Origin of the sequence: Paenibacillus sp. FSL R5-0378, from assembly GCF_038009285.1 — a bacterium.
GTDB classification, from domain to species: domain Bacteria; phylum Bacillota; class Bacilli; order Paenibacillales; family Paenibacillaceae; genus Paenibacillus_AQ; species Paenibacillus_AQ favisporus.
This window is the reverse complement of record NZ_JBBPAY010000001.1, coordinates 5073963-5088398: the sequence shown is the minus strand read 5'-3', so window position 1 is coordinate 5088398 and position 14436 is coordinate 5073963. Positions and strand designations below refer to the sequence as shown.

Here is a 14436-nt window from a genome sequence, read left to right as displayed (position 1 = left end):
GGAATGAACAATAAAATCGGCGTTATTGTCGACAGCTTCCGGGTCGGGGTCCGGGAAGGACTGGCCAAGGCGAAGAAGGTAGGAGCGGACGGCGTGCAGATCTATGCCGTGAGCGGTGAAATGGATCCGGCTAACCTGTCTGCGGCGCAGCGCAAGGAACTGAAGAGCTATATCGAGTCCTTGGGACTGGAAATTTCGGCGCTCGTGGGCGACCTCGGCGGATACGGTTTCCAAGATAAGACGGTCAACGCGGAGAAAATCGAGAAGTCCAAGCGGATTCTCGATCTGGCGGTAGAACTCGGAACCAGCGTAGTAACGACGCATATCGGACTTGTACCGGAGGACAAAAACAGCGAAATCTACCAAACGATGCACGATGCATGCGAGGAACTGGCTTCTTATGCCACCAGCATGAACGCTTTCTTTGCGATCGAAACAGGCCCTGAGCCTTCCGCACGACTGAAGGATTTCCTCGACGGACTTGGCTCGAAAGGCGTATCCGTCAACTTCGACCCGGCAAACATGGTCATGGTGACCGGCGACGATCCGGCTGAAGGGGTGCACAACCTGAAGGATTACATCGTACATACCCACGCTAAAGACGGTATCCGTTTAAAAGAAGTACCTGCTTATTACATCTATGAGACACTTGGCTTCGAGCCGCCGGCCAACGAGAACAATACATTTGTTCCCGGGGAAGGGCAGTATTTCCGCGAAGTGCCGCTGGGCGAAGGCAGCGTAAACTGGCAGAGCTATTTGCAGGCGCTGGAAGATATCGGCTATCAAGGATACTTGACCATTGAGCGCGAGGTCGGGGAGGATCCGGAGGCGGACATTTCCAAAGCGGTGCAATTTTTGAAGCAGTTCCGGGGATAATCAGCCACTTGGCAATGTATGAACCACTCCTCGAAAAATGAACGAATGACAAAACAGCGAATGCGATCGATAGGATCGGCATTCGCTGTTTTTTACTTTTATTCATCTTCTGTGTTGACGGCAATGCTGAGCGTCTCGGATACCCATTCCCGTTCATAGACGCATCCGTCGACTTCCGCCAGGGTCCGGAACAGAAAATAGCCGTTTATTTCTTCAAGCTGTCCGTCCACCGGATCGGGAACCTTGGCTGTATACCTGAACGTCAGTGAACCGCCAGGGTCCACGGAGCCCAACAGGACATCCTGGGGAGGATTAACCGCTTTGCCGTTTACGATCACGGTGCCTGCCTGAAAAAGAATGGGATCCTGCATCCAGCCGATGAGAACCACGGACGCTCCTAAGCTTCCACTGTTATACAGTTTGACGGTAATCAGCAGTTCATCCCCTGGCTCAAGTACGTAATGGGCGGCATGAGCCGTTGCGGTCAGGCTGGGGGCCAGCAGCTCAACCATGGCCGTCTCAGGTGAGGTGCGCTGGCGGACGATCCGGCCGTCGGGCAGGTGGAAGGCGTAAGATACGGTTGCTTCGTTTGGTACGCGCAGCGGGGCTGCAGACGGTATAAACGGGTCAACGCTTGCTTCATAAGTGATGCTTACTTGCTGCCCCGGAGAAAGGGTCCCCAGGAAGAGCCCATCCATCAATGGTGACCCTTCCAAGTTTTGACCATTTAGCCGGACGCTGCCCGGAACGAGGGATAATCCCTGGGGAAACGCATCCTGCAGCGTCGCATCTACCGCTTGGTTGCTCGTATTTTGCACCGTACATTCGTAACCGATCATACAGCCGATGGTTGCCCGGTTTCTGTTAGACTTTTTGCTGAGACTGACGTCAGGGTCGATCACGTTCACTTGAAGCTCATTGGCCATGGCCTTATACTCCATCCCATCAATGTAATACTTCAAGCAGCTTTGGATGACCACGGAATCAGTGTCCACCATCCCTACTCTTAAGCTAACCCTGATGCGGATGGAAGCGCCGGGAGCGATCGTTCCGATCGGAATTCCATTTTCGGGCTGCACGTCCGGGTACAGGACGCCATTGATGACGACACTGCCCTGTACAAATGTTAATCCCGGTGGGAGCGTAATAAAGATCACCGCTTGGGATAGCGGTACACTCCCTTGATTTGTCACCAGAAGTTCGTAGAACAGTATATCCCCGATAAACGTTTGGAAGGTGCTGATGTCGGCGATTAGCGATACGGAAGAAGGTAGCACGGACAGCGTCACCGGGTTGGAGGCGATGGAGCCGCGTACCGTTCTTCCCCCGAGGGATTGGAACGAGTACTCAGCACGTCCTTCATTGGTGATTTGCAGCGATGGGGGGATCGCCACCACGATCGCCTGAAACACAACATACACCGAAGCATCAGGCCCCAGCATGCCGAGATCGATACCTAAACCGGGTTGAGCCCCCGGGACGGGGGCGCCGTTCTTCAAGACACTATTCGGAATAAACGACAAACCGGCTGGCAGCGGATCGTACAATATCAAGCCGGCTTCGCGGTTGCCATCATTGCGTATTGAAAAGCTGTAGGTCACCATTTGGTTCAGCGAAACGACGCTATTTTGGACAAACTTGCTGAACTTCAGCAGCGGGCCGATCCATGGCGTATCGACGGTATTGGAGTAGGCTACCGACTCGGCTCCACCAACGCTAAAGCGGACCATGGTTTGATTTTTTAAAATAAAATCAGATGTCAGCCCGGACTTCATAGGGTCGTCACCTGTACCTGGAACGTCACGATCACGGTGTCTCCAGCCCCGATGATGCCGACTGTGATGCCTGTATTCGGATTGGCGGTCGGTCTAGGCGTTCCGGCGACCGTAACACTGCCTGGTACAAACGCCGAACCTGTCGGTACCGGGTCAACAAGCACAACGTTGTTGACGGCTTCGATTCCGTTATTTGTAACGGCAATAGAGTACGTAATGATGTCTCCGACGACCGCGTCAACGGACGGTGTGCTTTTGACGACGGAAACGTCAGGCGACGAGACCGGAATCGTCAGCACGTTGGATAGGGAAGTTCCGGTAACGACCACCCCGTCCGGACGTGTAAAGGAGAAGTTTACGGTTGCTTGGTTCACGAGCTGCTGCGGGTTTGGCAGAGTATCGACCGTCACTTCCATGGTAACGGTCACTTGGACGGTCTGGCCAGGATTGATTGTGCCGACGGAGAATCCGGTTGACGGGTCCGCACCTGGCAGCGGCACGCCATTTACCTGAATACTGTTAGGGACAAAGACAGCTCCGTTCGGAACAGGGTCGGTTAATGTTCCTGCCGCCGCAATGTTACCTGTATTCGTCAGCGTTACCGTGTAGACGATCGTATCTCCAACCGTGGCGTTCGTCGTATTGGCCGTTTTGTTGGCACTGATCATTGCCTGATAGACAGGGACGGACGTAACGTTGGAGAACGCGGTGCCGGTGAATGCGCCAGAGTTGAACGTTACGGACGATTGGTTGGTCAGGTTGCCGTCGTCAGGGATGGACAGGACGGTTACGTTAAACGTCACGGTTACTACTGCACCAGGGGCGATCGTACCCAGCTGAATGCCAGCCGCCGGATTGGCCGAGGGCTGGGCTGTTCCGTTAACCGTTACGCTGCCCGTTACAAACTGGCTCCCTGCGGCGATCATATCCGAGAAGACTGCATTGGTGACATTTTCAATTCCATTGTTGGTTACAGTGATGGTATAAGGAACCACCGTGCCCACCGAAGCTTCAGCAGCACCGGAAGCTTTGACGACGGCGACGTTTGGCGCAGATACCGGAATCGACAGCGTATTGGAGGCAAAGGAGCCATTGATGACCCGGGAGTCCGGGAGCGTGAAGGTAAAGGCTGCGGTCGCTTGGTTGGTCAGCTGCTGGGTCGGCGGTACCGCATCAATAACTGCCGAGAACGTGACGACGGCACCTGTCACGATAACACCAAGGGGAATTCCCGCGGCCGGATCGGCTCCCGGCATCGGCTGGCCGTTGAGAATTACGCTGTTTGGCACAAAAGTCGTTCCGGCAGGAAGTGTGTCCGTTAAGGTGACGGCCGCGCCGAAATTGCCTGCATTGTTCATGCTAACAGTAAATACGACCGTATCACCGACGGTTGCATTGGTCGTGTTGGCGGTCTTTTGCGCAGTGAAGATCGGCTGAAATACCGGAGTGGTAACGGTATTGGAGAAGGTGACCCCAGAGAAGGTACCCGACGTAAAGCTGACCGAAGACGTATTTGCGAGCTGAGCAGGCGTTGGAAGGGAGGTCACCGTGATGTTAAAAGACACAGTAACCGTGGCCCCAGTAGCAATCGTGCCGATGATGATGCCTGTGGCCGGATTGGCCGCAGGCCGGGGTGCACCGTCGACCGTGACGGAACCGGGCACTAAGGCGGCACCTGGCGGAATCGGGTCGGTGAACAAGACACTGCTGACCGTTTCAATACCGTTGTTTGTGATCGTCGTCGTGTAAGTCGCCGTATCGCCGACCGTCAGCGCGGTTGACGGCGTGCTTTTGACGACCGTAACGTTGGGAGCGGATACCGGGATGGTCAGTATATTGGATACGGCTGTCCGGGTAAAGGAACGGCCGTCCGGAAGAATAAAAGTGCCTGAGACGGCGCCTTGGTTTACAATCTGCTGCGGGGATGGCAGCGAAGTGATATTAACCGAAAATACGGCTGTCGCCGCCTGTCCCGGATTGACGACGCCGACAGGTATGCCCGTGCTAGGACTTGCCCCCGGAATCGGTGCCCCGTTAACCAGAACGCTGTTTGCGACGAAAATAGTCCCTGACGGAATGTTGTCCGTTAACGTGATCTGAGCAGGATAATTTCCTGTGTTTCCGATCGAGAACGTATACGTGACGGTATCGCCTACAGTGGCATTTGCGGTGCTTGCCGTCTTGGCCACAGTTGGCACGGCGTTGAATACCGGAGTGGTCACGCTGTTAGAGTTGGCAAGTCCCGAGAAACTCCCTGACGTAAACGTGACAGTTGCCTGATTGCTTATGATCCCGCTGACGGGAACGGAATTTACGGTGATGCTGAAATTTACCGTGATAGTGGCGCCGGGATCTAGTGGTCCGAGCGAAATGCCGGCGGACGGATTCGCTGTTGGGGCAGGCGTGCCGTTAATCGTTACACTGCCGGTCACAAATGACGCGCCCGCCGGAATACTGTCGGTAAACTGGACGTTGTTGACCGTTTCGATCCCTTGATTGGTGACCGCCACAGAGTAGACGATGGTATCCCCAACGGTCGTCGAAGTCGTGGCCGTCGTTTTGACCACACTCACGTTCGGCGCGGATACGGGAATCGTAACGGTGTTGGATAATGCCGATCCACTTAGCGTCCTGCCGTCAGGCGGCGTATACGTAAAATTGGCCGTCGCCTGGTTCGTGATGAATTGCGGGCTCGGCAGCGAGTTGATCACCACCACAAACGTCACAACTGTGCTTGCTCCGGGCGCGAGAGTCCCTAGATCGATGCCGGCTGCCGGGGACGCGCCCGGTATTGGAAATCCGTTTACGATGACGCTGTTGGGAGTAAACGTAGTCGAAGCCGGAATCGTATCCGTCAGCGTAACCGCTGCTCCGAGATTGCCGCTATTACTGACCGTTACCGTGTACGTAACGGAATCCCCGACGGTGGCATTGTTCGTATTGGCACTTTTGGTCACAGCGATTTGCGGTTGTATGATAGGCGTCGTCGTAATGTTCGAAGACGCGGTTCCTGAGAACGTGCCAGATGTAAAGCTTACGGTTGACTGGTTGTTGATTTGCGATGGAATCGGCATGGTTATCCTCACCTCAAAAGTTACGGTAGCCGCAGAACCAGGGGTCAGGGTACCGATTGAAATGCCCTCGGACGGAACTGCTGACGGGCGCGAAGTACCGTTAACAATTACGCTTTGAGGAATAAACGAAGCGTTTGAAGGGACGTTGTCGATCAGATTGACGTTGTTGACATTGGACGTTCCGTTATTCGTGACCGTGCTTGAAAAAGTCAGGACGTCCCCAACGACAACATTCGGCCTCGAGGCTGTTTTGACAACGCTAACGTTCGGAAGCGCTACAGGAATCGTTACTGTATTGGACGCTGCAGATCCCGTAACTTGCCTGCCGCCCGGTAATGTATATGTATAGGATGCCGCCGCCTGATCCGTAAGCTGTCTCGAAGCGGGCAGGGAAGTAATCGTAACAACAAAGCTGACCGTCACCGCAGTGCTTGCCGCGAGAGAACCCAGAGGGATTCCGGTCACGGGACTAACGCCTGGAACGGGATTGCCGTTAATGAGCACGCTGTTTTCAATAAATACGGAGCCAGGCGGAATGTTATCAGTCAGCGTGACGGCAGCAGCCGTGTTGCCGATATTACTTACTTGAAACTGGTAGGAAAACGTGTCTCCGACCGTGGCGTTTAGCGTACTGGCCGATTTCACGATGTTGATGAGCGCCAAGAAGACGGGGATGACCAGCGTGTTGGACAGGGAGGTACCGCCAAAGGTGCCGGACGTAAAAGCGACGCTGGCCCGGTTACTCAGCTGCCCTGTGCCTGTCAGGGAATTGACGCGGACTTGGAACGTTACGACGGCAGAGGCCCCTGCACCCAAAGATCCGACGGACACGCCGCTCGCGGGATTTCCGCCGGGAACCGGGGTTCCGCCTACCGTCACGCTCCCGCTGATCAACGATGTCCCCTCTGGTATCGGGTCCGATACGATGACATTGCTCACAGGCCCGATCCCGTTATTGGTCGCTGTAATGGTGTAGGTTATAACGTCCGATACGGTTGCTGCCGACGTGTTGGCGCTCTTGACCACCGTCACGTTTGGCGCCGAGGCCGGAATCGTCAGCGTGTTGGAGGTCGCCGATCCCGACAGGCTGCGCCCGCTTGGCAGCTGGTAGTTATAACTGGCTGCTGCCGTATTGGCCAGCGACGGCGGAGAAGGGAGCGAGTTCAGCACGACCTGGAAAGTGACGGTAACGGAGCCCCCTGCTCCCACGGTCCCTGCGTTTATGCCTCCGGTTGGAGTGGCCCCTGGCACTGCCGCCCCTCCAACCGTAACCGAGTTCGCTACGAAGCTGGTTCCTGAAGGAATGTTATCGGTTAGTGTAACCTGGGCTGCCCGGTTCCCGCTGTTCCGAACCAAAAGCGTGTACGTAATCGTGTCGCCAACCGTGGCGCTTGAGGTTGAGGCGCTTTTGGCAATCGTGATGACCGGCTGATAGACGGGGGTCGTCATCGTGTTCGACACCGCCGTCCCTTGAAAGGCACCTGAGCTGTACGCTACGATCGACTGGTTCGACAAGGCCCCGGATGCGGGGACGGATTGAACAGCAATCTGAAAAGTTACCGCAACGGAGCTTCCTGCTGCCAGAGTTCCCAGGGATACGCCGCTGGCGGGATTAGCTGATGTCACCGCTGTGCCGCCGACGGTTACACTGCCGGGTACGAAGGCGGCACCGGAAGGGATGGCATCGGTGAATACAGCATTCGTTACGGCTTCTGTACCGTTATTGGCTACTGCAGACGTATAGGAGAGCGTCTCTCCTACAGCAATATCCGAGAAATTAGCGCTCTTCGTAACCGTAATATTCGGCAGGGTTACCGGGAGCGTGAGCGTGTTCGACGATGCAGAACCCGATATCGTTCTTCCCGCTGAAGGCGTGAACGTATATGCAGCAACGGCCTGGTCGACAAACTGCGGTGGAGAAGGCAGAGAGTTCACCTGTACCCGAAACGTTACCGTCGCAGATGATCCCGCACCAATACTGCCAATCGCAACGCCTGCCGCCGGATTCGCCCCTGCAATGACGGTTCCATTAACCGTAAACGTGCCGGTAACGAAGGAACTGCCTGTCGGGATGTTGTCGGTGAGCGTGACATTTGCGGCGATATTTCCGGAATTGGCCACCAAAATGGTGTATGTAACGGTGGAGCCTACCGTCGCATTGGTCCGGTTGGAGCTTTTGGTCAGCGTAAGGGCAGGCGACACGACGGTAACAGTGACCGCATTCGATGGGATTACGCCGGTAATCGTCGACCCGCCGGCAACGCTTTGGAAGGAGAAGGAGGCGTTCGCTGTGTTGACTAACTGGTTGGTGGATGGTTGTGCCGTTACCGTTGCCCGATAAGTGACCGTTACTGAAGTGCCAAAGTTTAACGTCCCTAGCGGTGCTCCTGCAACAATATCGTAGGTCGGGCGGGATACGCCTCCAACCGTTACGCTGCCGCTGACGAAGCTCAGTCCCGCCGGCAGTGTATCCGAAAGGACAACACTGTTGGCATTAGCGGTACCTGTATTGCTTACCGTCACCGTATACGTGATGACATCGCCGACAACGGCAGTCGTCGTGCTGGTGCTCTTGGCTGCGGTGATGGCCGGCGCGTTGATGTCCACTTGAATGGCATTCGCGTTTACCGCATAAGCATCTCCTGAGGTCGTGAGGATCAGTACGGCTGATGACTGGTTGTTGGCAAGCCGGGAGGAGACGTCGACATTCGTGATATCCCAGCCCTGACGTCCCCCAATGATGTTGCTTCCGGGCGCGCCGTTGGTCTGATTGCGGGTCCCGAACGTCCCGGTCGTATTCAATTGGCCAGCATCGTTGTTAATCTGGGATGCGAAAAAGTTGTTGGCAAAGTTGTTGGGGCCTGACAAGGCTGAAGCCGTGTTAGATGTCGGGCCGAACAACGCCTGATCTCCGGTCCGGTTGGCATCGCCTTCCTGGGCACTGAACAGCGCTCTGCCGCCCAGCGCGCCCGAAACCGGGGTAGCAAACCCCGTCAGGGTCGTCGTAACCGGGTCGGAGTTGGCCTGAACCAGGACGGCGCCCGCACGGATCGACATGTTCCGGAAGGGAAGGGAGGGATTCTGGTAAATGACGCCCAGCGTCCATCCGGCGTGATTACCTGTAGGATCGTTAGCGATGACGATGGTTCCCACAACGCCGCCGGTCGTATAAGTACCTGCACCTCCTTGCTGAACCAGCGATGTAACATTCGCGGACCGGACGTACGCCGTCATTCCGTTTCCGAAATCTATGGAATTGGCGGTTGCCGGATCGGGAGTAACGCTGTTCGTTCCTGCCGGCGTAATAAACGTAACGGGATTGTTAATTGAGCTGCTGAGATTAACGCTGCCTGAAATAATGTAAGATCCGCCCCAGATCAGTTCGGCATATAACACCGTACTTCCAGTGGGAAGGGATAATACAGCTGAAGAGCTGTTGCTCTGAAAAGCGTTCGTCGTTCCTGCCGGATAGCTTCCAAAAACCGAGCTGGTGTTGGTCGTCGCAAACGCGCCAATACTGTCGAGCGTTCCCGGAACGCCCGTCGTGTCCGATCGGCTGAGCCCGAGGGTATTCCCGGTAAACGTGATCGCTCCCGTAGCATTGAAAGTTGCTCTAACGATTAGAGGAATATGATCACCCCCTTTGTGTCAAATCCGGAAGAGACGAAAGAAAGGACCTGAATAACAGAATGGCACAATTCAAGGTATGAAGAATGAACCGGGGGTATGTAAAATTGCGGGGCTGAAATAAAAAAACTTATCATTCCGATCGCACAAAAAAGATCCGCAAGCTTATCCACACACAGCGATCTCATCCAAAATGAGAGGTTTGTGGCAGACCTTGCGGATCATCGGTGGGCTTTGCGGATTTTATAGACACATTTTCGGTCGCCCATGGCGAGACACTCGTCGCGGGATACCTCGGCCCCAAGCAGCGATTCGAACAGCTTCAGCTCGCAGGCGCATGCATGATTGTATTTTTTCGCAATTTGCGATATCGGACAATTATGCTCGAATAAGGTATATTCATCTTCATTGTTTTTTTGAAGCTCAACCATATAGCCGTTTTCGTTTTGAATTTCGGCCAGCTGTTCGACCTTTTCGGCAAAGTCCTTGCCTTCCATTTTACCGGTATGGTTTTTCAGCAGCGATTCGCCCCGACGGTCAAAGAGGTGGTTCACCATTTCCGTCCCTGCATCCTGCTCGAGTTCCCCGAGAAGATCCAGCGTAAGCGAATGATACTTGTTGGGAAAAAAATCTTCAGCCTGCTCTGTCAGACGATAGATCGCGGAAGGCCTTCCCATCGGCTGCCGAATCGTCTTGGATTCGATCAAGCCTTCTTTTTCTAGCGTGTTGATATGGCGTCTGACCGCCATGCTGGTGATACCAATAAACTCCGTAATTTCCTTTGCACTGAGTTCGCCTTTGGTTTTCAGCATCTGCAGTATTTTGTCCCTGGTTGAAATATCCAGCTGTTGATTCATGTTAACACCGCCTATTCACTGATCCGGGCCATACATTTCTTTGTAAAAATGAATTCAAAGTATAAACAGCCTGTCGATTTGGAAATCAACAGGCTGAACCAATCGCAAATCGTCAATTATTTGGATTTGTAGAAGTTTTCCGCTTTTTGGATCATATGTTTTTCTTCTTCCGGAAGATCGGTATCATAGTATACCGCACCTACCGGGCAGGCAACTTCGCAAGCACCGCATTCGATGCAAATATCCGAGTCAATAAAATATTGATCCGGACCTTCCTCGATACAATCGACAGGACATACATCCACGCAATCAGCCGCTTTTTCGTCTATGCAGGCCGAAGTAATTACATAAGACATTTGTTTCACCCTTTCAAATTAATTAAATATCATGGTTAATAATTCTCTGAGCCAAATTCATAAAAATACGCCATTGCTCGCTGTCATCCCCGAATACGGCCGGGGACTTCTCCGGGTCCGCCGACTGGCCGGGCGCAGAAAGCGGGATCTCGGCCAGCAGCCTGGTGTTGAGCTGCTCCGCGAGAGCAGCTCCGCCGCCTGTGCCGAACAGATCATGCCGCTGACCGGAGGGGTCGGTAAAATAAGACATGTTCTCGATGACTCCGAGGATCGGATGGTTGGTCTGAATCGCCATCTCACCGGCCCTTGCAGCAACATGATTGGCAGTAGGGTGGGGCGTGGTCACCAAAATTTCCGAGCACTGCGGAATTTTATTGTGAACATCCAAGGCAATATCACCTGTGCCCGGAGGAAGGTCCAACACGATGAAATCGAGCTGACCCCATTCCACTTCATTCAGGAACGTGCTGAGCATCTTGCCCAGCATCGGGCCGCGCCAGACGACGGGCTTGTTGCCTTGTACGAAAAATCCGGTCGAAATAACCTTGATTCCGTGCCGTTCTACCGGTACGATTCGGTTATTATGCTTCTTCGGAAGATCATGAATTCCCATCATTTCCGGAATACTGTAACCATAGACATCCGCGTCGATGATTCCTACGCGTTTACCCTGCTTGGCCAGTGCCGCAGCCAGGTTGACGGTTACCGTAGATTTGCCGACACCGCCTTTGCCGCTGGCGATCGCGATGAACGTTACGCCAGAATCGGCGGCGACGAGCGGGGAATTCATCAGCGTTGGTGCACGGCGTACCGATTTATTCAGCTTAATTGCTATAATATCATTTTTTTCTTCATTTGAAATGGCTTTAAACCGGATATGCACGTCCGCGATGCCGATTCCCTTCAAGGCGCTGACAATCTGTTCCCCGATGCTCTCTTTGCTTGCGGACATGTCGGGATCCAGAAGGACCGATAGAGCGGCATGATCCTTATTGATTGTAATATCGCGGATCAAGCCGAGCTCAGCAAGGGGGCGCTCATGCTCATGGTCTTTCAAATGGGTCAGGGCAGCGACCAGGTCTTCTTTGGTCATGGTTGATCACCTTCATTCTCTATCTATGATAGATTGAACTGGTGCATGAAACGTAAGTTTCTTCAGTCCATTCTATCCCTATTACAGTATGGCTCAAAACAGCAGTACAGACCTCCTGTAGATAAAACCGGCGATTTCGAGCCCTTTTACGGATCTGTTCCCGTCGTGTTTTCCCAATACAGAACAGGTATGTACTATTATCAGAGTAATTGTAGTTCACACGGGTAATATAGTCAACATATATGTATATAAAGTAAAGAATATTTACGGAACAAGTATTGACAAAGGGAACGCTCAATTATAATAATTAGTATACGTTTATGTTTACTAATTAGGTGGTCACACCCGTGAAGGGAGGTTCAATTCCCCATTGGACTCGAATATGAATCAGGATCCCGGACAACGGGCGGATCAGGGGAACCGGGAAGCGCGCCCGACGTCTTTTTATGAGCAAATGGGCGGGGCAGACACGATGAAGGCGCTGGTGGAAGCCTTTTATCCCAAAGTGGTGGAGCACCCGCTGCTTGCTCCGCTGTTTCCGGAGAATATATTGCCTGTCATGAAGAAGCAGGAAATGTTTTTGACCCAGTATTTCGGAGGACCTCAGTTATACACGATGCAGATGGGCCATCCCCGCATGCGGGCTAGGCATCTTCCGTTTGCCATCACGCCAAAGCGCGCGGAAGCCTGGATCGGCTGCATGCAGCAGGCCATGGAAGAGGTTATTGAGGATGAAATGCTGCGCCAGCAAATGATGGAGCGGCTTGCGATGACCGCATTCTTTTTCGTCAATACGGATGAAAGCGAAGTCGAATATTAAGGAAAACTACAAACAGAAAAGGAGTTAACATCATGAAGCTGGTTGGAATATCTGGCGCGATCATCGGCAGCAAGACGGCTCTTGTGGTGAACAAAGTGCTGGAAGAGGTCAAGAAGCAGTATCCCGATGTGGAGACGGAGCTGCTCGATATGAAAGATTACGATGTGCAGTTCTGTGACGGACGCGATCCAGCGGCATATACTGGCGACACGAAAAAAGTGATCGATGCGGTCATTTCCAGCGATTTTTGCTTGATCGGCACACCGATCTATCAGGCGTCGATGTCCGGCGTGCTGAAAAACCTGTTCGACCTGATTCCGGTCACGGCGCTGCAGCAAAAGGTCGTAGGATTCGTCGCCACAGGCGGAACGTACCAGCATTATCTGGTGATTGAGAACCAGCTGAAGCCGATCGCTGGATTTTTCCGTTCTTATGTGGCACCAGGCTATGTCTACGTCCATGATGATCATTTTAACGAATATAAAGAGATTACGGATCCGAACGTGTTGGAGCGGATTGAGCGGCTGGCCCACGAGCTTGTCTTTATGCAAAAACGGCTGAAAGGTTCGGAATAAGGCCTGTCCCCTAAGGAGCGTACATATTTTAGCGTTGGATGAGTCCTGATCGAAAAGATCGGGGCTTTTTTTGTCGTATCTTCCTCCAATATGTCGTATAATAGATCCGGGTATGATAGATTTATAGACTGATAGAAAGCCGTGGTCTTGAATCACGCGGTATTATTTGAGGTGAACAGATGCGAAAATGGGCAACATTGATCGTCGCGGTCATCATTGTCGGCGGCGCGCTGATCTATTTTGCGAACAGCAGAGGAACGGCCAAGGATGAGGCGACCGTACAGAATCCTCCGGCTCTCGCCCAGCAGGGCGGCGGAGACCAAAGCGATAATGGCGGTACAGTAGATCCGGAAGGCACGAGCGGAGACGGAGATACTGCATCGGATAACGGCAGCACATTGGATACGGAAGGCACGAGCGGTACCGGCAGCGATGCAACGGGAGGCGACGGTGACGGCACGACCGGTCAGAATGCCGGACAACCGGATGATGGCAAGGATTCCGCTGCAACCGGCGGCAATTCAGGCCAGGACACTGGAAAGGGAGCAGACGAGCAGACTGGCGGTGCGCCTTCCAGCAGTGATTTTGTCAATACGTACGACGTTGAGCATGTCGTATCCAATCCGACGAGCGATACGGTACTCGTCAACAAAACGTACCGTTTGCCGGAAGGTTACGTTCCGCCGGATCTCGTCTATCCGGATGTGCCTTTCACGTTTTCGGAAAAAATAGATAAGCGCAAAATGCGCAAAGTGGCTGCAGATGCTCTGAAAGAGCTGTTTGACGCTGCCAAGCAGGACGGCGTATACTTGGCCGGTGTATCGGGCTACCGTTCCGAATCCCGTCAGACGACGCTGTATAATAACTATGTGGATCGGGACGGCGTCAAAGCGGCGGATACCTACAGCGCTCGGCCGGGCCACAGCGAGCATCAAACCGGTCTGACCATCGACGTGTCGGGAACCGATGGCAAATGCGCCGCAGAGAGCTGCTTTGCCGGCACGAAGGAAGCGAAATGGCTGGCTGACCATGCTTACGAATATGGCTTTATAATCCGTTATCCGGAAGGAAAAGAATCGATTACCGGCTACAAATACGAGCCGTGGCATATCCGCTACGTCGGCAAAGACATTGCCGAAGACGTGACGAAGAAGGATATCACGCTCGAGCAGTACTTTGGAAGCGCGGTTCCGGTATCCAGATAAAGCAGGCTGCAATAAACAGCAGAAAGTTATGAAGGGAGCCCAGTTTATGCTTCTGATCATGACATTCTGCTGTTCTTTGTTGGGTTTGTCCAAATGGAAGCTGTATCGCACCAGGGCAAGGCTCATTTGCGTTTTTTTTCAGCGATGTGTACGATGGAATTTGCGGGTTTAACAAAAT

Annotated in this window: 9 protein-coding genes; 4 read left to right on the top strand and 5 right to left on the bottom strand. The window is 53.4% G+C overall.

Translation table 11 applies throughout. The features are described 5' to 3' along the window. Positions 1-3 precede the first annotated feature (3 nt). Positions 4-876, top strand: coding sequence for a sugar phosphate isomerase/epimerase family protein (locus MKY74_RS23540; protein WP_076171705.1), 873 nt, complete (start codon positions 4-6; stop codon positions 874-876). 98 nt (positions 877-974) lie between these two features. Here the strand turns inward: MKY74_RS23540 and MKY74_RS23535 are convergent, their stop codons facing one another. From MKY74_RS23535 to MKY74_RS23515, 5 genes are all read right to left on the bottom strand, one after another. After that, the gene (locus tag MKY74_RS23535) at positions 975-2651 is read right to left on the bottom strand and encodes a DUF11 domain-containing protein (protein ID WP_076171707.1); all 1677 of its coding nucleotides are present in this window, start codon (positions 2649-2651) and stop codon (positions 975-977) included. Continuing rightward, the gene (locus MKY74_RS23530) at positions 2648-9121 is read right to left on the bottom strand and encodes a DUF7507 domain-containing protein (protein ID WP_244169291.1); all 6474 of its coding nucleotides are present in this window, start codon (positions 9119-9121) and stop codon (positions 2648-2650) included. The genes MKY74_RS23535 and MKY74_RS23530 overlap by 4 nt, the downstream gene beginning before the upstream one ends. Before the next feature lie 452 nt (positions 9122-9573). Further along, positions 9574-10209, bottom strand: a complete 636-nt coding sequence (locus MKY74_RS23525; protein ID WP_076171711.1) for a helix-turn-helix transcriptional regulator — start codon at positions 10207-10209, stop codon at positions 9574-9576. A gap of 116 nt (positions 10210-10325) precedes the next feature. Continuing rightward, positions 10326-10565: an indolepyruvate ferredoxin oxidoreductase subunit alpha gene (locus MKY74_RS23520; RefSeq protein ID WP_076171713.1), complete on the bottom strand. Its 240-nt coding sequence runs from the start codon at positions 10563-10565 to the stop codon at positions 10326-10328. Positions 10566-10587: 22 nt separating this feature from the next. Next, positions 10588-11658, bottom strand: a complete 1071-nt coding sequence (locus MKY74_RS23515; protein WP_076171715.1) for an Mrp/NBP35 family ATP-binding protein — start codon at positions 11656-11658, stop codon at positions 10588-10590. A gap of 454 nt (positions 11659-12112) precedes the next feature. Between MKY74_RS23515 and MKY74_RS23510 the strand changes: the two genes are divergently transcribed. From MKY74_RS23510 to MKY74_RS23500, 3 genes are all read left to right on the top strand, one after another. Beyond that, positions 12113-12478 carry a globin domain-containing protein gene (locus MKY74_RS23510; RefSeq protein ID WP_244169299.1) on the top strand — a complete coding sequence of 122 codons (366 nt, stop codon included), beginning with the start codon at positions 12113-12115 and terminating at the stop codon, positions 12476-12478. Positions 12479-12510: 32 nt separating this feature from the next. After that, a complete protein-coding gene (locus tag MKY74_RS23505; RefSeq protein ID WP_076171717.1) occupies positions 12511-13053 on the top strand; it encodes an NADPH-dependent FMN reductase in 543 nt (180 codons plus the stop codon). A gap of 179 nt (positions 13054-13232) precedes the next feature. Next, positions 13233-14258 carry a M15 family metallopeptidase gene (locus MKY74_RS23500; RefSeq protein ID WP_084203948.1) on the top strand — a complete coding sequence of 342 codons (1026 nt, stop codon included), beginning with the start codon at positions 13233-13235 and terminating at the stop codon, positions 14256-14258. Positions 14259-14436: the final 178 nt, after the last annotated feature.

Excerpts from the sequence above, each read along its gene's own strand:
- MKY74_RS23540 (WP_076171705.1), top strand. The coding sequence starts at position 4 with ATGAACAATAAAATCGGCGTTATTGTCGACAGCTTCCGGGTCGGGGTC.
- MKY74_RS23535 (WP_076171707.1), bottom strand. The coding sequence starts at position 2,651 with ATGAAGTCCGGGCTGACATCTGATTTTATTTTAAAAAATCAAACCATG.
- MKY74_RS23525 (WP_076171711.1), bottom strand. The coding sequence starts at position 10,209 with ATGAATCAACAGCTGGATATTTCAACCAGGGACAAAATACTGCAGATG.
- MKY74_RS23520 (WP_076171713.1), bottom strand. The coding sequence starts at position 10,565 with ATGTCTTATGTAATTACTTCGGCCTGCATAGACGAAAAAGCGGCTGAT.
- MKY74_RS23515 (WP_076171715.1), bottom strand. The coding sequence starts at position 11,658 with ATGACCAAAGAAGACCTGGTCGCTGCCCTGACCCATTTGAAAGACCAT.
- MKY74_RS23510 (WP_244169299.1), top strand. The coding sequence starts at position 12,113 with ATGGGCGGGGCAGACACGATGAAGGCGCTGGTGGAAGCCTTTTATCCC.
- MKY74_RS23505 (WP_076171717.1), top strand. The coding sequence starts at position 12,511 with ATGAAGCTGGTTGGAATATCTGGCGCGATCATCGGCAGCAAGACGGCT.
- MKY74_RS23500 (WP_084203948.1), top strand. The coding sequence starts at position 13,233 with ATGCGAAAATGGGCAACATTGATCGTCGCGGTCATCATTGTCGGCGGC.